Annotated in this window: 14 protein-coding genes; 9 read left to right on the top strand and 5 right to left on the bottom strand. The window is 74.1% G+C overall.

Annotation, left to right across the window (positions count from 1 at the left end):
* Positions 1–91: 91 nt before the first annotated feature.
* The 4 genes from dnaG to ACWEQO_RS14370 form a co-directional block, all read right to left on the bottom strand.
* Positions 92–2,029, bottom strand: coding sequence for a DNA primase (gene dnaG, locus ACWEQO_RS14355; RefSeq protein ID WP_452982711.1), 1,938 nt, complete (start codon positions 2,027–2,029; stop codon positions 92–94).
* Positions 2,030–2,082: 53 nt separating this feature from the next.
* Complete coding sequence (locus ACWEQO_RS14360; protein WP_361447861.1) at positions 2,083–3,348, bottom strand: NAD(P)/FAD-dependent oxidoreductase; 1,266 nt, start codon at positions 3,346–3,348, stop codon at positions 2,083–2,085.
* Positions 3,349–3,441: 93 nt separating this feature from the next.
* Positions 3,442–4,782: a deoxyguanosinetriphosphate triphosphohydrolase gene (locus ACWEQO_RS14365; RefSeq protein WP_452982714.1), complete on the bottom strand. Its 1,341-nt coding sequence runs from the start codon at positions 4,780–4,782 to the stop codon at positions 3,442–3,444.
* Positions 4,783–4,791: 9 nt separating this feature from the next.
* On the bottom strand, positions 4,792–5,565 hold the full coding sequence (locus ACWEQO_RS14370) for a sirohydrochlorin chelatase (protein ID WP_452982717.1): 774 nt from the start codon (positions 5,563–5,565) through the stop codon (positions 4,792–4,794).
* A 186-nt stretch (positions 5,566–5,751) separates the two neighbouring features.
* Between ACWEQO_RS14370 and ACWEQO_RS14375 the strand changes: the two genes are divergently transcribed.
* From ACWEQO_RS14375 to ACWEQO_RS14400, 6 genes are all read left to right on the top strand, one after another.
* Positions 5,752–6,465 carry a SanA/YdcF family protein gene (locus ACWEQO_RS14375; protein WP_452982720.1) on the top strand — a complete coding sequence of 238 codons (714 nt, stop codon included), beginning with the start codon at positions 5,752–5,754 and terminating at the stop codon, positions 6,463–6,465.
* 41 nt (positions 6,466–6,506) lie between these two features.
* The gene (locus ACWEQO_RS14380) at positions 6,507–6,758 is read left to right on the top strand and encodes a hypothetical protein (RefSeq protein WP_452982723.1); all 252 of its coding nucleotides are present in this window, start codon (positions 6,507–6,509) and stop codon (positions 6,756–6,758) included.
* Entirely contained in the window at positions 6,755–7,156 is a 402-nt protein-coding gene (locus ACWEQO_RS14385; RefSeq protein ID WP_452982726.1) for a DNA-binding protein, read from the top strand. The genes ACWEQO_RS14380 and ACWEQO_RS14385 overlap by 4 nt, the downstream gene beginning before the upstream one ends.
* Before the next feature lie 125 nt (positions 7,157–7,281).
* Positions 7,282–9,384: a molybdopterin oxidoreductase family protein gene (locus ACWEQO_RS14390; protein ID WP_452982729.1), complete on the top strand. Its 2,103-nt coding sequence runs from the start codon at positions 7,282–7,284 to the stop codon at positions 9,382–9,384.
* Between the two features lie 263 nt (positions 9,385–9,647).
* Positions 9,648–10,274: a hypothetical protein gene (locus tag ACWEQO_RS14395; RefSeq protein WP_452982732.1), complete on the top strand. Its 627-nt coding sequence runs from the start codon at positions 9,648–9,650 to the stop codon at positions 10,272–10,274.
* A 113-nt stretch (positions 10,275–10,387) separates the two neighbouring features.
* A complete protein-coding gene (locus ACWEQO_RS14400; RefSeq protein WP_361447840.1) occupies positions 10,388–11,038 on the top strand; it encodes a class F sortase in 651 nt (216 codons plus the stop codon).
* 19 nt (positions 11,039–11,057) lie between these two features.
* On the opposite strand, the gene ACWEQO_RS14405 is transcribed toward ACWEQO_RS14400, so the two are convergent.
* Positions 11,058–11,840, bottom strand: coding sequence for a sulfite exporter TauE/SafE family protein (locus ACWEQO_RS14405; RefSeq protein WP_452982735.1), 783 nt, complete (start codon positions 11,838–11,840; stop codon positions 11,058–11,060).
* 162 nt (positions 11,841–12,002) lie between these two features.
* Between ACWEQO_RS14405 and ACWEQO_RS14410 the strand changes: the two genes are divergently transcribed.
* Genes ACWEQO_RS14410 through nirD form a run of 3 tightly spaced genes read left to right on the top strand, consistent with a single transcriptional unit; the run spans position 12,003 to position 16,452 of the window.
* Positions 12,003–13,490, top strand: coding sequence for an NAD(P)/FAD-dependent oxidoreductase (locus ACWEQO_RS14410; protein ID WP_452982738.1), 1,488 nt, complete (start codon positions 12,003–12,005; stop codon positions 13,488–13,490).
* Positions 13,490–16,111 (top strand): nitrite reductase large subunit NirB, encoded by a 2,622-nt coding sequence (gene nirB / locus ACWEQO_RS14415; RefSeq protein ID WP_452982741.1) that lies wholly within the window; start codon positions 13,490–13,492, stop codon positions 16,109–16,111. Before ACWEQO_RS14410 ends, nirB begins: the two co-directional genes overlap by 1 nt.
* Complete coding sequence (nirD, locus tag ACWEQO_RS14420) at positions 16,102–16,452, top strand: nitrite reductase small subunit NirD (RefSeq protein WP_452982744.1); 351 nt, start codon at positions 16,102–16,104, stop codon at positions 16,450–16,452. The genes nirB and nirD overlap by 10 nt, the downstream gene beginning before the upstream one ends.
* The last annotated feature ends 40 nt before the right edge of the window (positions 16,453–16,492 follow it).

Consider the following 16,492-nt stretch of genomic DNA (forward strand, 5'->3'; position numbering starts at 1 on the left):
AAGTTGCACTCGCGTCACACAAGAAGATCTACCGGACCAGGCCCCGCAGCGAAGGCGAATCCCGCAACTTGATCACGACTCAATACGCGCCCTAGAGGGCCGCCGCTCCGTGCTCGCGCAGGGACTGGTCGTACTGCTGGAGGACCCACAGTTCGTTCTGCACGGAGGCCAGTTCGGCGGGGTCGCCCTGGGAGGCGAGGCGGGTCAGCCGGCCGGTGATCTCGCGGACGCGGCGCTCGACGGCGCGGCGGCGGACGGTGACCAGCTGGGCGCCCGCGTAGTTCTCGTCGACCTCCTTGACGCCCCGGTGCAGCATGATCGCCTCGACGGCGAGTTCGGTGACCATGGCGCGGACGGTGTCGTCGGGGGCGGCGTCGCGCACCCGGATCAGGTACTCCTGCGGGTCCTGGGCGCCGTACTCCGCGCCGCCCGCCTCCAGGACGGCCTGGCGCACGGCCGCGTAGGCCGGGGCGGTGAACTCGTCGACGCCGTAGGCGTCGAAGGCCGGGGAGACCAGGGCGGGGTGCTGGAGGGCGAGCTTGAGCAGTTCCCGTTCGGTGGCGAAGACGGGGTTGCGGAGGTTGAGGGCGGGGCCCCGCGGGGGTGTGGGGGCCGGACCGGAGGCGTACTGCTGCGGGTCGCCGCCGCGGCCGCGCTGCCGGCGGTCCTCGGGGGCGGGGCCCTTGCCGCCGCGGTCGCGGGCCCAGCGGGCGAGCTGTGCCACCCGCTTGACCACGAACTGGGTGTCGAGGATGCCGAGCATGCCGGCGAGCTGGACGGCGACCTCGTGCTGGGCGCCGCTGTTCTTGATGCGGGCGACGACCGGGGCGGCCTCGTCGAGGGCGGCGGCGCGGCCGGCCGGGGTGTCCAGGTCGTAGCGGTTCACGATGTGGCGGAGCGCGAACTCGAAGAGCGGGGTGCGGGGTTCGGCGAGGTCGGCGACGGCCGCGTCGCCCTTGGCCAGGCGCAGGTCGCAGGGGTCCATGCCGTCGGGCGCGATGGCGATGTAGGTCTCGGCGGCGAACTTCTGGTCGTCCTCGAAGGCGCGCAGGGCCGCCTTCTGGCCGGCCGCGTCACCGTCGAAGGTGAAGATCACCCGGGCCGAGCCGTTGTCCATCAGCAGCCGGCGCAGGATCTTGATGTGGTCGTTGCCGAAGGCGGTGCCGCAGGTCGCGATGGCGGTGGTGACACCGGCGAGGTGGCAGGCCATGACGTCGGTGTAGCCCTCGACGACGACCGCGCGGGACGCCTTGGCGATGTCCTTCTTCGCCAGGTCGATGCCGTAGAGGACCTGGGACTTCTTGTAGATCGCCGTCTCGGGGGTGTTGAGGTACTTGGGGCCGTTGTCCGCCTCGTACAGCTTGCGGGCGCCGAAGCCGACGACCTCGCCGCCGATGTCGCGGATGGGCCACATCAGCCGGCCGCGGAAGCGGTCGATGGGGCCGCGGCGGCCCTCCTGGGAGAGGCCGGAGAGGATCAGTTCCTTGTCGGTGAAGCCCTTGCCCCGCAGGAAGCGGGTGAGGTGGTCCCAGCCCTGGGGGCTGTAGCCGACGGAGAAGTGCCGGGCGGCCTCCTGGTCGAAGCCCCGCTCGGCGAGGAAGGCGCGGCCGGTGTCCGCCTCGGGGGAGGTCGCGAGCTGCTCCGCGTACCAGTCGGCGGCGATCCGGTGCGCCTCGACCAGGCGGATGCGCTCGCCGCGCTGGTGGGCCGGGTTGTACCCGCCCTCCTCGTAGCGCAGGGTGATGCCGGCCTGGGCGGCCAGGCGCTCGACCGCCTCGGAGAAGGAGAGGTGGTCGACCTTCATCACGAACGTGATGGTGTCGCCGCCCTCCTGGCAGCCGAAGCAGTGGAAGAGCCCCTTGCTCGGGCTCACCTGGAAGGACGGCGACTTCTCGTCGTGGAACGGGCACAGGCCCTTGAGGTTGCCGCCGCCGGCGCCGCGCAGCTGGAGGTACTCGGACACCACGGCGTCGATCGGGACCGCGTCCCGTACCGCCTTCACGTCCTCGTCGTTGATCCGTCCAGCCACGCTGGAAGTCTACGGTGGCCCGCCGGGAGCCGGATCGGAGGCGTCCGCCCCGGTCAGGGGGCGAGGCTCTCCAGCGGAACGTGCGGGTCGGCCAGGGCGTCCGTGTCCACCGGGGTCCCGGAGCGGATCAGCCGCTGGATCGGGTCCGTGACGTCCCACACGTTGACGTTCATCCCGGCCAGCACCCTGCCCTCCTTCACCCAGAACGCGATGAACTCCCGCTTGCCCGAGTCGCCCCGGATCACGACCTGGTCGTAGGAGCCCGCCGGCGCCCAGCCGGAGTACTCCATCCCCAGGTCGTACTGGTCGCTGAAGAAGTACGGGACCCTGTCGTACGTGACCTCCCGGCCGAGCATGGCGCGGGCCGCGGCCGGGCCGCCGTTGAGGGCGTTGGCCCAGTGTTCGACGCGCATCCGGGTGCCGAACAGGGCGTGCGGGAAGGAGACGACGTCGCCCGCCGCGTGGATGTCCGGGTCGGAGGTGCGCAGCCGCTCGTCGACCAGGATGCCGCCGCCGTCCGCGGGGCCGGCGATCTCCAGGCCCGCCGCCCGGGCGAGGCCGGTGCGCGGGGCGGCGCCGATCGCCGCGAGGACGGCGTGCGCCGGGTGCTCCTCGCCGTCGTCGGTGCGGGCCGCGAGGACCATGCCGTCCTGCCCGGTGATCTCGGTGAGGGTGGCGCCGAAGTGGAAGCGGACGCCGTGGTCGCGGTGCAGGTCGGCGAAGAGCTGCCCGAGTTCCGGGCCGAGGACCGAGTGCAGCGGGGTCTGCCCCCGGTGCACGACGGTGACCTCCGCGCCGTACGCGCGGGCCGCCGCCGCGACCTCCAGGCCGATCCAGCCGCCGCCGGCGATCACCAGGTGGCCGTTGTCCCGGCCCAGGGAGGTCAGGACGCCCTTGAGGCGTTCGGCGTGCGCGAGGCGGCGCAGGTGGTGGACGCCGGCCAGGCCGGTGCCCGGGATGTCCAGGCGGCGGGGCTCGGCGCCGTTGGCCAGCAGCAGTTTGTCGTAGCGGACGGTGGTGCCGTCCTCGCCGAAGCGGACGGTCTTCGCGGCGCGGTCGACGGCGTCGACGGTCTGGCCGAGGTGCAGCTCGACGTCGTGGCGCGCGTACCAGGCGGGTTCGTGCACGAAGACGCTGTCGCGTTCCTCCTTGCCGAGGAGGTAGCCCTTGGACAGGGGCGGTCGCTCGTACGGGTGGTCGCGTTCGTCGCAGATCAGCAGGACGCGGCCGGTGAAGCCCTCCGTTCGCAGCGTTTCGGCCGCTTTCGCGCCGGCCAGTCCGCCTCCGACGATGACGAATGTCTGATCCGCGTCGACCACGTGATGCCTCCTCTTCAGGGTGCCGCCACCTGTGAGCGTCCCGCACACCGGGTGGTGCGGGAAGGGGGAGTGACCCGATCAGGCCACGGACGGTCACCTTCGGGCTCCTCCCCAACCCTGCCCCGTCAGACGGGTGTGAAGCGAGCGGGCCGAGGCGTCGGTGAGGGACGCGATCTGGTCGACGATCACCCGTTTGCGGGCACGGTTGTCCGGGGCCTGCGCGAACAGCGTGCGGAACTGCGGGTCCAGGCCGTCGGGGGCGCGGGCGGTGAGCGCCTCGGCCAGTTCGACGACGACGATCCGCTGGTCGGCGCGGAGCAGTTCCTGCTCGGCGCGCTGCATGACGTACCGGTCGGCGACCGCCTTGAGGACGGCGCACTCCAGGCGGGTCTCCCGGGGGACGACGAGTTCGGCTCCGTAGCGGGTGAGGCGGCCGCTGCCGAACCGCTGCCGGGTGGCGCCCTCGGCGGCGAGGCAGAAGCGGCCGATGAGCTGGCTGGTGGCGTCCTTGAGGCGGGCCTGGGCGACCGCGGTGCCGTCGTAGCCGTGCGGCCACCACTCCTGGGCGAGGAGCCGGTCGAGCGCCTCGGCGAGTTCCCCCGGGTCGGTGCCGGGGTCGGTGTAACGGGCGGCGGCGACGGCGAAGACCGCCTGCCGCTCGGGCTCGGCGTGCAGGAGGTTGGGGTCGATGTGGCCGGCGTGCAGGCCGTCCTCCACGTCGTGCACCGAGTAGGCCACGTCGTCGGCCCAGTCCATGACCTGGGCCTCGAAGCAGACGCGGCCGTCGGGGGCGCTCTCGCGGATCCAGTCGAAGACGGGACGGTCGTCCTCGTAGACGCCGAACTTCGGGGAGGCCGGGTCGGTGGGGTGGCCGCCCCGGGGCCAGGGGTACTTGGTGGCGGCGTCGAGGGCGGCACGGGTGAGGTTGAGGCCGACGGAGCCTTCGGGGGTGAACCGTTTGGGTTCGATGCGGGTGAGCAGGCGGAGCGACTGGGCGTTGCCCTCGAAGCCGCCGCAGTCCTCGGCGAACTCGTTCAGCGCCTGTTCGCCGTTGTGGCCGAAGGGCGGGTGGCCCAGGTCGTGGGAGAGGCAGGCGGCCTCCACCAGGTCCGGGTCGCAGCCGAGGGCCGCGCCGAGCTCCCGGCCCACCTGGGCGCACTCCAGGGAGTGGGTGAGGCGGGTGCGGGGGCTGGCGTCCCAGAGCGGGCTGGCCGCTCCGGGGGTGACGACCTGGGTCTTGCCGGCCAGGCGGCGCAGGGCCGCGGAGTGCAGCACGCGTGCGCGGTCGCGCTGGAAGGCGGTGCGCCCGGGGCGCTTGTCGGGTTCGGCGGCCCAGCGGGCGACCGAGGCCGGGGCGTAGCCGGGGGGCGGGACGTGGTTCTCGTACTCCTGTGACGCCGGGCCGTCGGGGGCGTGGGTGCTGGTGCCTGCCATGCCTCGACACTACGGGGAGGCGGCGACGGCCGGGGGGCGCCCGTACCCCGTCGGGGCGGGGGCCGTGCGGGCCTGGTCGTAGCGGTGGAGGAGGAGGCGGACCAGGGCCGGGTGGGCGCCGAGGGGGGCCGAGGCGATCCAGGGGGACGCCGCCGCGCACTCGGTGGCGAAGCGCCCGGGGGCCGTGAAGCAGGAGGCGACCGCAACGCGGTGGCGGCCCCGGGCGGCCAGGGCGCGCAGGGCGTCGGGGACGGTGGGGGCGGCGGCGGAGGCGTAGGCGGGGACGACGGGGACGCCGAGGCGTTCGGCGAGCAGGCCGGCGGTGCGGGCGGTGTCGCGCCCCGAGCCGGGGGTGCGGGAGCCGGCGGCGGCCAGCACGACCGCGCTCGCGCGGCGGGTCGCCCCGTCCGCCGGGGCGCGCCAGCCGGCTTCCGTCAGGCGGGCGTGCAGGGCGTCCACCAGCAGCGGGTGCGGGCCCAGCGGGGCGGCCACGCGCGTGTGCAGCGGGGTGTCCGCGGCCGTCTCGGGGATGTCCCGGGTGACGTGGTGGCCGCGCCCGAGCAGCAGCGGCACCAGCACGGCCGAACCGGCACCCCGCGCGTGCAGTGCGGCGAGGGTGTCCGGGAGCAGCGGGGCGTTCAGCTCGAGGTGCCCCAGGTGCACGGGCAGACCGGGACGCAGCGCGCGGACGCGGTCCAGGAGCGCCCGTACGGTGCTCGGCGTGCGCGGATCGCGGCTGCCGTGAGCCACGACGACCAGGGGGGTGGTGGGGTGCGCCGTCATGTCCCGAGGGTCGCCCAGGGACGTTGCCTTCCCGTTGCACGCGCGTGACGGGTGTTTTCCGGCGGTTCACGGCGCCGTCCGCGCCCGGTGTGAGCCCGTTCGGGCCGATCACGGGGCGCGGCTGAACCGGAGGGCGCTCCGGCGCGTCTCCGAGATCGAGGACCGACCGGGGAGGGTGCCCGTCCGATGCTTGACCTGTTGCGCCGCGTGAGGACCCGCGGGTTTCGCCGACCGCGCCTGCCGCGCACCCGTACCGGGCAACGGCGGCTGGTGCAGGCGGGGATGGCGGCGTGCGTCCTGGCGCTGCTGCCGGCGACCTGGATGCACACGGTCGCGGACGGCCGGCTGCGCACCACGGCCGACGTGCCCCGCACGGACGTCGCCGTGGTCTTCGGCGCGGGCCTGTGGGACGGGGAGCCGTCGCCGTACCTCGCCCGCCGGCTGAACGCGGCGGCCGAGCTGTACCGGACGGGCCGGATCGAGGTGGTCCTGGTCACCGGCGACAACAGCCGTGAGGAGTACGACGAGCCGGACGCGATGCGCGCCTATCTGACCCGGCACGGCGTGCCCGACGCGCGGATCGTCAGCGACTACGCGGGCTTCGACACCTGGGACTCCTGCGTCCGCGCGAAGGAGATCTTCGGCGTGGACCGGGCCGTGCTGATCAGCCAGGGCTTCCACATCCGGCGCGCGGTCACGCTGTGCCGGGCGGCCGGAGTCTCCTCCTACGGCGTCGGCGTCGACGACCGGCACGACCTCACCTGGTACTACGGGGGCGTCCGGGAGATCCTCGCCGCGGGCAAGGCGGCGGCGGACGCCGTGCTCCGCCCGGACCCGCACTTCCTCGGCCCGGAGGAGCCCGGGGTGCGGCGCGCCCTGGCGGACGTCCACGTCCCGTGAACCGCTGACCGACAGCGCGCATATCGCGGTATGCTCGCGTCATGGCAGACACAACGCGGATCACGGTGACGCTCCCGGTCGAGCAGGTCGCCGAACTGAAGAAGCTCACCGACAACGTCTCCGGCTACGTCGCTGAAGCGGTGGCGCGTCAGCTCCGGCACCAGTTGCTCGGTGCCGATCTGCTGCGCCATCAGGAGGAGCACGGGGCCTTCACCGAGGAGGAGTTGACCGAGGCGCACTCCCGGATCTTCGGCACGACGGGAAGCGCCGGACGTCCGGCGAGCACCGCGTGAACGGTCACATCGAGACCGTCGTCCTGGACTCCCAGGGTCTCTCCGCCTGGATCACGGAGGATCGCAAGATCCTCGCGATGCTCCAGGTGTTCCATTCCATGGGCTCCGGGATCGTCGTCGGAGCCAACACCGTCGTGGAGGTCAGCCACGCGCGTGTGAACCTGCCCCGGCTGCGGTGGGTGCTGTCCCGCGTCAAGGTGGAGGCGGTGACCGAGGCGGCGGCGAAGAGGGCCGCGGAACTGCTCAAGGCCACAGGCCTGCACGGGCACCGGTACGCGATCGACGCGACGGTCGCGGAGCTGGCGCTGCGCCAACCGGGGCCGGTGGCCCTCCTGACATCCGACCTCGATGACATGTCCCGTCTGTGCGGCGGCCGTATCCAGCTCGTCGGTGTCTGAGCGGACGCCCCGTGCCCCCGCGCACCCGGTCTCACCGCGCTCCCCCGGCCCCGGGGAGGTGGTCGTGCCCGGGGCGTAACCGGGGGCGGTGCGGGGTGTAACACGGGGGGCGCAGGGTGGACGGTATGGAGAGTCCGGGGACGCCCACGCACTGCCCGTACTGCGCGCTGCAGTGCGGGATGAGTCTGGTGTCCGGCGCGGGCGGGGCCGTCGGGGTGCGGGAGCGGGCGGACTTCCCGGTGAACCGGGGGGCGCTGTGCGGAAAGGGGCGTACGGCGCCGGCCGTGCTGTCGTCGGACGTGCGGCTGACCTCGCCGCTGGTGCGGTCCGCGGGGGGTGTGCTGGTGCCGGCCTCCTGGGAGGAGGCGCTGGACCGGGTCGCCGAGGGGCTGAGGCGGACGCGTGCACAGTACGGGGCGGACGCGGTCGCGGTGTTCGGCGGGGGCGGGCTGACCAACGAGAAGGCGTACAGCCTGGGGAAGTTCGCGCGGGTGGTGCTGGGGACCTCCCAGATCGACTACAACGGGCGGTTCTGCATGTCGTCGGCGGCAGCGGCCGGGGTCAGGGCGTTCGGGCTGGACCGCGGACTGCCGTTTCCGCTGGAGGACATCCCGCGGACCGGCTGCGTGATCCTGGTCGGGGCGAACCCGGCGGAGACCATGCCGCCGTTCCTGCGGTACCTCACCGAGCTGAGGGAGAACGGCGGCACGCTGATCGTCGTCGACCCGCGCCGTACCAGGACGGCCGAGCAGGCCGATCTGCATCTGGCGCCCCGCCCCGGTACCGATCTCGCGCTGGCGCTGGGCCTGCTGCACCTGGTCGTCGCCGAGGGGCGCACCGACGAGGCGTACGTCCGGGAGCGCACCGTCGGCTGGGAGGAGACCCGGGCCGCGGCGATGGCGCACTGGCCGGAGTACGTGGAGCGGATCACGGGCGTGTCCGTGCCCGAACTGCGGGAGGCGGTACGGCTGTTCTGTGAGCCGGAGGCGGCGATGGTGCTCACCGCGCGCGGGCCCGAGCAGCAGTCCAAGGGCACCGACACCGTGGGCGCCTGGATCAACCTGTGCCTGGCGACGGGCCGGGCGGGCCGCCCGCTGTCCGGGTACGGGTGCCTGACCGGGCAGGGCAACGGGCAGGGCGGGCGCGAACACGGCCAGAAGGCGGACCAGTTGCCCGGCTACCGCGAGCTGACCGATCCGGCGGCGCGGGCCCATGTGGCCGGGGTGTGGGGCGTGGACCCGGATTCCCTCCCCGGGCCGGGGCGCAGCGCCTACGAGCTCCTCGACGCGCTGGGCACGGACATCCGCTCGCTGCTGCTGATGGGCTCCAACCCGGTGGTGTCGGCGCCGCGCGCCGCGCACGTCGAGGAGCGGATCCGCTCGCTGGACTTCCTGGCGGTGTGCGACGTCGTGCTGTCGGAGACGGCGGCGCTCGCCGATGTCGTGCTGCCGGTGACCCAGTGGGCGGAGGAGACGGGGACGACGACGAACCTCGAGGGCCGGGTGCTGCTGCGCCGCCGGGCCCTCGCCCCGCCGGAGGGCGTCCGGAGCGACCTGGAGGTGCTGCACGGGCTGGCCGCCCGGCTCGGTGGCACACGGGGCGGTTCGGAGAAGGGGTTCCCGACCGAGCCCGAGGAGGTCTTCGAGGAGCTGCGCCGGGCGAGCGCGGGCGGACCGGCGGACTACTCCGGGATCGGCTACCGGCGGCTGGCGGCGGAGGACGGCGTGTTCTGGCCGTGCCCGGCGGGGGCCGGGGGCGCCGTCCACCCCGGCACGCCCCGGCTCTTCCTCGACCGGTTCGCCACCGGGGACGGGCGGGCCCGGTTCACGCCCGTCTCGCACCGGGCGAGCGCCGAGGAACCCGACGAGGAGTACCCCGTGCTGCTGACCACCGGCCGGGTCGTGGCGCAGTACCAGTCCGGTGCGCAGACCCGGCGCGTCGAGGAGCTGAACGCCGCCGCGCCCGGCCCGTTCGTGGAACTCCATCCCCGTCTCGCACAGCGGCTCGGCGCGGCCGAGGGCGATCCGCTGGCCGTGGTGTCCCGGCGGGGCCGGGCGGTGGCGCCGGCGCGGATCACCGCCGCGATCCGCCCCGACACCGTGTTCATGCCGTTCCACTGGGCCGGCGAGGGCCGCGCCAACACCCTCACCCACCCCGCCCTGGACCCGGTCTCGCGGATGCCGGAGTTCAAGGTGTGCGCGGTACGGGTGGAGAGGGCGGCGCCGTGAGCGGATCACCCGTTCACAGGCGCGCGGCGCGCCCTTCGGCTTCTTTCCCCTGAAAGGACCGCCGCACGCCGGTGACCTGCCGGAACGGCGGGCGGACGGGCCCCGGCCGGGCGGGTCCGACACCCGTTCACCCCATTCCTGACTCTTCTTCAGGAAGCGCTCCGTGCCCGGTGGCACTTACCTCGGACAGGCAGGGACGCGACTGACGGCGGCACATGGGCGTGTCGCGGGCGTGGCCCCTGCGTGAGCTCGAGGGAGCATCGATGCGAGATATCGCCCGGTGGCCGGCCCGTCTGCCCGGCGGGGTCTGCCTGCCCGGTGGGGTCTGCCTGTCCGGTGCGGCCGCTCTGGCCGGCTCCGTGCTCGCCCTGGCCTTCCTGGGACTGCTCGTCGCCCCCGCCGGGTACGCCGGGGAGGCGGACACCTCCCCGGCCGGGCGCTCCCGCGGCACGGTGGTCGGGAAGCTGGAGGTGTACCCGTCCTCGGTCGTGGCCGGCGCTCAGGTGACGGTGAACACCGCGGCGTGCGGGGACCGCGACACGGTCGCGGGGGACGCCACCGCCGTGGGCGCCGGTCGCTTCACCCTGGCGCCGAGCGCACACGAGCGGGACTCGATCGGCCAGTTCCGGGTGCCGCCGGGCGCGCAGCCGGGGACGTACGAGATCGTCGCGAAATGCTCCGCCGGCGGGCAGTTGGTGACCGGGGACCTGGTGGTCAGACTGACGTCCGCGGCCCAGCAGGTGCATCCGCACGGAAGTGTGAAGACGGGGGTCGGCGGCGCACTGGGCCCCGACCCCGTACAGACCGCGGCCGGCGTGGCGGCGCTCGCCGTCGCCGCCGCGGGCGGTACCTGGCTCCTGCATCGCCGGGCGAGAGGCGACGGGATCTGACGGGCACCCTCCGCTGCCCGTCCACCGGTACCGCATGTCCCCTCCCCCTCCGGGTCCGACGCCCCTCGCGGCCCGGAGGGGGGCACGGGGCCGACTGTGAAGAGGTCATCACGATGCGCAGCAGGTTCGGCCGGGCCGGCGGCCCGAGCAGTACGGCCATAGCCTCCGTGAGCGTGCTCGCCCTGTGCTGCGGGCTGTGGCTGCTGCGCGACGCGGCCGACACACCCGCCCCTCCCCAGCCGTCCGCCGCCCAGGCCCACTCCGGGCGCCCCGCTCTCGCCCCCGGCCGCCCCGCCGCACTGCCGCCCTCCCCGCCCAAGAGCATCCGCATACCCGCGATCGACGTGGACGCGCCGCTGACGGGCCTCTCCCTGACCGGCACCGGCAGTCTCGACGCGCCGCCGCCCGAGCGGAGGAACCTGGCCGGCTGGTACGAGGCCGGCACCGCACCCGGCGAGCGGGGCACCGCGATCGTCGCGGGCCATGTCGACAACGCCGACGGCCCCGCCGTCTTCTACTCCCTGGGCGCCCTGCGCAAGGGCAGCAGTGTCGAAGTGGACCGGGCGGACGGCCGCACCGCCGTGTTCACGGTGCACGCCGTGGAGGCGTACGACGCGAGGGACTTCCCCGACGAGCGGGTCTACGGCGCGGCGAAACGGCCCGAACTGCGGATCATCACCTGCGGCGGCGGCTGGTCGCGCACCACCGGCTACCGGGGCAACGTCGTCGTCTACGCCCATCTGACGGGCAGTCGCGGCCGCTGAAGTTCCGCGGCCCGCGGCCTCAGGCCAGCCACTGCTCGTACGCCATGTTCGCCACCAGGGCGAAGACCACCGTCAGCAGGACGACGCGGACGAAGCCGCTGCCCTTCTTCAGGGCCGTGCGGGCGCCGAGCGTGCCGCCCGCGAGGTTGAACACCGCCATCAGGGCCGCCAGCTGCCACAGCACCGCGCCCTGCCAGGCGAACATGGCCAGCGCGCCGGCGTTGGTGCAGCAGTTGACGATCTTCGCGGTGGCGGAGGCGGTGACCAGGTCGAGGTGGAGCAGCGCGGTGAGCGCCAGGACGAGGAACGTACCGGTGCCGGGGCCGATGAGACCGTCGTAGAAGCCGATGCCCAGGCCGCCGAGGCCGATCGCGGCGAGGACGCGGCGGCGCGAGACCGGGCCGGGTGCGGGCGCGGCGCCGAAGGACGGGCGGAGGATGACGAAGGCGGCCACGGCGAGCAGCACCACCATGATCACCGGTTTGAGGACCTCGGTGCTCATCCCGGCGGCGAGGAAGGCGCCGCCCGACGACCCCGCGAGGGCGGCGAGACCGATGCGCACGGCGGTGCGGACGTCCACCGGGGCCTTGCGGGCGTAGGTGATCGCCGCGCCCGTGGTGCCGACGATGGCGACCGCCTTGTTGGTGCCCAGCGCGTGCGCGGCCGGGGTGCCGGCGGGCAGGCCCAGCAGCAGGGCCGGCAGGAGCAGCAGCCCGCCGCCACCGACCACGGCGTCGATCCAGCCGGCGGCGAGCGCCGCGAGGCAGAGCAGGACGACGGTGGTCAGCGAGATGTCGGGCATGGCCGTGACCCTATGAACCGGATAGTTGCGCCGTCCATCGAGATGAGCGTTTCCTGAGGTTGAGCCTCCTCACACCCGCCCCCCGCCCCCGCTGAGGGCAGCGTTCCGCGCGGGAAACAGAGGTGGTGCCGCCGGGTAACACGCGCACCGCAGGCTCGGGGCATGACCTCGGACGAGCGTGTGGTGGTGATCGGCGCCGGCCTGGCGGGCGTGCGTCTCGCCCGGCGGCTCGGCGAGCTCGGCACGCCGGTGACGCTGATCGGCGAGGAGGGGCCCCGCCCGTACAACAGGGTGCTGCTCGCCGAGGTGCTGGCCGGACGCTACGGCCCCGAGGTGATCGCCCTGCCGACGCCCGGGGAGCCGGTCCGGGCCCGGGTCACCGGCGTCGACCGCGCGGCGCGCACCGTCACCTGCGCGGACGGCTCGGTGATCGGGTACGGCCGGCTGGTCCTGGCCACCGGCTCCGCCCCGGTGCTGCCGCCGCTGCGCGGACTGCTCAGCGCGGACGCCCCGGGCGCCGCGGGCACCGCGGGCACCACAGGCACCGCGGGCGCCACGGGCACTCCGGGCGCCACGGGCACTCCGGGCGCCACGGGCACTTCGGATGCCGCAGGCACCACAGGCACCACAGGCACCACAGGCGCCCCGGGCGCCACGGGCGCTCCAGGCACCGCGGGCACTCCAGGCCCCACGGGCACTTCGGGCACTCCGGATGCCGCGGGTACCACGGGCACCGCGGACACTCCGGGCACCGGGGGCGCCGGGAACGCCGGGTCCCGCGAGCTGCCCGAGGGGGTGCACGCCTTCCGCACCCTGGACGACTGCCTGGGCCTGGACGAGGCGCTGCGGCCGGGGGTGCGGGCGGTGGTGATCGGCGGCGGGCTCCTCGGGGTCTCCGCGGCCCGCGCCCTCGCCGTGCGCGGCGCGCGGGTCGTCCTCGCCCAGCGGTCCGGGCGGCTCATGCAACGCCGGCTCGACCCGGCCGCGTCCGCACTGGTCGAGCGGCATCTGGCCGGCCTCGGCGTCGAGGTGCGCACCGAGTGCCGGGTGCGGGACGTGCACTGCGCCGGCGGTGCGGTCCGCTCGGTGGAGCCGGCCGACGGACACGCCCTCGACGCCGACCTGGTGGTACTGGCCTGCGGGGCCCGTCCGCGCACCGGGCTCGCCGAGGCCGCCGGGCTCACGGTCCGCGAGGGGATCGTCGTCGACGACGAGCTGCGCACCTCCGACCCGTCCGTCCACGCGATCGGCGACTGCGCGCAGCACGCCGGCACGGTGTACGGGCTCGCCGCCCCGGCCCTGGAACAGGCCGACGTGCTCGCCGCGCTGCTCGCCGGGGACACCGGCGCCCGCTACACCGGCACCCGCTCCCTGACCCGGCTCACCCTCACCGGCCGTCCCGGCCCCTTCGACCTGGCCGCGTTCGGCGAGGCCGAGGCGCTGCCGGGCGACGACGTCGTCCGGCTCACCGACGCCACCCGGGGCACCCACCGCAAGGTCGTCGTCCGCGAGGGCCGCCTGGTCGGCGGGGTCCTGGTCGGCGAACTCGGCACCGTCGGCGCCCTCGCCCGCGCCTGGGAGAGAGCAGAGCCGCTCCCGCCCGACGGCGGTTCCCTGCTCCACCTGATCACCCACGACGGAGGCTCCTGATGACCGCCACCCCGGGGGCATCCCCCACTCTCGTGCTCGTCGGCCACGGCATGGTCGGCCAGCGCTTCCTCGAGGCGCTCGCCGAGCGCGGTCTGACCGCCACGCACCGCGTGGTCGTGCTGTGCGAGGAACCGCGTCCGGCGTACGACCGGGTCCGGCTCACCTCGTACTTCTCGGGGTGCACGCCCGAGGAACTGTCCGTGACGGACCCGGAGTTCATCACGGACCACGGCATCGAGCTGCACCTGGGCGACCCGGCGGAGACGATCGACCGCGAGAGCCGCGAGGTCACCGCCCGTTCGGGGCTGGTCGTCGGCTACGACGTCCTGGTGCTGGCCACCGGATCCCACCCGTTCGTGCCGCCGGTGCCGCACCAGGACGCCGAGGGCTGCTTCGTCTACCGCACGATCGAGGACCTGCTCGCGATCGAGGAGTACGCGAGGAGGTCGACGACCGGCACGGTGGTCGGCGGTGGTCTGCTCGGCCTGGAGGCGGCGGGCGCCCTCAAGGGTCTCGGACTCACCACGCACATCGTGGAGTTCGCCCCGCGCCTGATGCCGGTGCAGGTCGACGAGGGCGGTGGCGCGGCGCTGCTGCGCACCGTCGAGGGCATGGGCCTGAACGTCCGCACGGGCGTGGGTGCACAGGAGATCGTGGTCGGTGACGAGGGCGCGGTCACCGGCATGAGGCTGTCCGACGGCTCAGAAATCGCCACCGACCTGGTGGTGTTCTCCGCGGGTGTCCGCCCCCGCGACCGACTGGCCCGGGACTGCGGCCTCACCGTCGGCGAGCGCGGCGGCGTCGCGGTCGACGAGCAGTGCCGCTCGGTCACCGACCCGCGCGTCTTCGCGATCGGCGAGTGCGCGCTGGCCGCCGACGGCCGGGTGTACGGGCTGGTGGCCCCCGGTTACGAGCAGGCCGGGACGGCCGCCGCGGCCATCGCCGCCGACGGGACCGGCCCGTCGGCGTTCACGGGCGCCGACCTGTCCACCAAGCTCAAGCTGCTCGGCGTGGACGTGGCGTCCTTCGGCGACGCGCACGGCGCCACCGCCGACTGCCTGGACGTCGTCTACTCCGACTCCCGCTCCGGTCTCTACAGGAAGCTGGTCGTCGGCCGCGACGGCACCCTGCTCGGCGGCATCCTGGTCGGCGACGCCGACGCCTACGGCACGCTGCGCGCCCTCACCGGTTCGGTGCCGCCGGTCGCACCGGAGTCCCTGGTCCTGCCCGCCGGGGCCGGCGCCCCCGCCCCGCTCGGCCCGTCCGCGCTGCCGGACGACGCGATCGTCTGCTCCTGCAACAACGTCCGCAAGGGAACCGTCCGCGAGGCCGTCACCGAGCACCGGTGCACCACCGTGCCCGAGGTGAAGAAGTGCACCAAGGCCGGTACGACCTGCGGCAGTTGCGTCAAGGTGATCGGCCTGCTGGTCGACGCCGAGCTGGCGGCGAACGGCGTCGAGGTCGACCGGGGCCTGTGCGGCTGCTTCGCGCAGACCCGCGAGGAGCTGTACGAGATCGTCCGCGCCCTGCGCGTCACCTCCCACCGGGACCTGCTGGACCGGCACGGCCGTGCGGGCGCCCGCGGCGGCGACGGCTGCGAGGTCTGCAAGCCGACGGTCGGCTCGATCATCGCCTCCCTCGCCCCGGTGATCGGCGCGAGCACCTACGTCCTGGACGGCGAACAGGCCGCCCTCCAGGACACCAACGACCACTTCCTCGCCAACCTGCAGAAGAACGGCTCGTATTCGGTCGTGCCCCGCATCCCCGGCGGTGAGATCGCCCCGGAGAAGCTGATCGTGATCGGTGAGATCGCCCGCGACTTCGGCCTCTACACCAAGATCACCGGCGGCCAGCGCATCGACATGTTCGGCGCGAGGGTCGAGCAACTCCCGTTGATCTGGTCCCGGTTGGTGAACGCCGGCTTCGAGTCCGGCCACGCCTACGGAAAGTCGCTGCGCACGGTGAAGTCCTGCGTCGGGCAGACCTGGTGCCGCTACGGCGTCCAGGACTCCGTCCGCATGGCGATCGACCTGGAGCTGCGCTACCGGGGCCTGCGCTCCCCGCACAAGCTGAAGTCGGCCGTCTCCGGCTGCCCACGCGAGTGCGCGGAGGCCCGCTCGAAGGACTTCGGCGTCATCGCCACCACGGGCGGCTGGAACCTGTACGTCGGCGGCAACGGCGGCGCCACCCCGCGCCACGCCGACCTGCTCGCGCAGGACCTCCCGGACGCCGGACTGGTCCGCCTGATCGACCGGTTCCTGATGTTCTACATCCGCACCGCCGACCGCCTGGAGCGCACCTCCGCCTGGCTGGAGCGCCTCCCCGGCGGCCTGGACCACCTACGGGACGTCGTCGTCCACGACTCGCTCGGCATCTGCGGCGAACTGGAGGCCCAGATGGCCGCCCATGTGTCCCACTACCGCGACGAGTGGGCCGAGACCCTCGACGACCCCGAGAAGCTGGCCCGGTTCGTGTCCTTCGTGAACGCCCCGGACACCCCCGACCCGGTGGTCGCCTTCGTCCCCGAGCGGGACCAGATGAAGCCCGACCTGCCGCTGCTGAGCATCGGCCTGCGACCCGCCGACGACCTCCTGGAAGGAACCGCCACGCGATGCCCCTGACACCAAAGACCACCGGACCGAAGGTGCGACTCCGCCTGAGAGGCGACTGGTTCACGGTCTGCGACCTGGGCGTGCTGCTCCCCGGCCGCGGTGTGGCGGCCCTGCTCCCCGACGGCCGCCAGGCCGCCGTCTTCACCGACCGCACCGGCGCCCTGTACGCCGTCGACAACCGCGACCCCTTCACCGGCGCGGCGGTCCTCTCCCGCGGCCTGACCGGCACCCACCACGGCCGCCCCTTCGTCGCCTCCCCCCTGCTGAAGCAGCGCTTCGACCTGGAGACGGGCCGGTGCCTGGACGACGACACGGTCCGGCTGACGACGTACGAGGTCAAGGTGGCGTGAGCCCGTGCGAACGGAGAGCTACCGTCCGGTCACGTCACGT

Source organism: Streptomyces sp. NPDC004051 (genome assembly GCF_053604275.1).